The organism is Pantoea sp. Ap-967 (assembly GCF_011752565.1).
Lineage (GTDB): Bacteria > Pseudomonadota > Gammaproteobacteria > Pseudomonadales > Pseudomonadaceae > Aquipseudomonas.
On sequence record NZ_VWXK01000086.1, the window covers coordinates 1 to 836 of the forward strand.

General features: G+C 57.3%; 1 protein-coding gene. It reads right to left on the bottom strand.

Features of this window, described 5'->3' with window-relative positions; all coding sequences use genetic code 11:
- Window positions 1-836: immunoglobulin-like domain-containing protein (locus tag F3J45_RS29590; RefSeq protein WP_205300750.1), on the bottom strand; the 836-nt coding region annotated here is incomplete at both ends.

The following is an 836-nucleotide window of genomic DNA, read 5'->3' on the forward strand; positions in this document are numbered from 1 at the left end:
TGACGTTTTCGTCGCCTTCTTTCGCTGGCAGCGAGCTGACGGCCACGGTGGTGTTGTCGATGGTGTCTTCGACAGTCGCGGTGTTGGTCGCGCCAGTCAGATCAACACCTTCGTAGTTACCACCATTAACGGCAGTCACAGTGGCGGTAACGGTCGAAGCATCTTTGTAGACGTCTTCAACGTTGGTGTTCGGAACCTGGAGGGTACCTTTACCGTCCGCATCCACAGTGACGGTGTAGATGGTGCCGCCCACGTCGACGGTCAGGGTAGTCGCACCCTGCGGTTTGTTGCTCAGCTGGAAGTTGAAGGTGACGTTTTCATCGCCCTCTTTCGCCGGCAGCGAGCTTACGGCCACAGTGGTGTTATCGATGGTGTCTTCGACGGTGGCGGTATTGGTCGCGCCGGTCAGGTCAACACCTTCGTAGTTACCACCATTCACGGCAGTCACAGTCGCAGTGACAGTCGAAGCATCTTTGTAGACGTCTTCAACGTTGGTGTTCGGAACCTGCAGGGTGCCCTTACCGTCCGCATCCACTGTAACGGTGTAGATGGTGCCACCAACATCCACGGTCAGGGTGGTCGCACCTTGTGGCTTGTTGCTCAGCTGGAAGTTGAAGGTGACGTTCTCGTCGCCCTCTTTCGCTGGCAGCGAGCTGACGGCCACGGTGGTGTTGTCGATGGTGTCTTCGACAGTCGCGGTGTTGGTCGAGCCAGTCAGGTCCACGCCTTCGTAGTTACCACCGTTAACGGCGGTGACGGTGGCAGTAACGGTCGAAGCATCTTTGTAGACGTCTTCAACGTTGGTGTTCGGGACCTGGAGGGTGCCTTTACCGTCC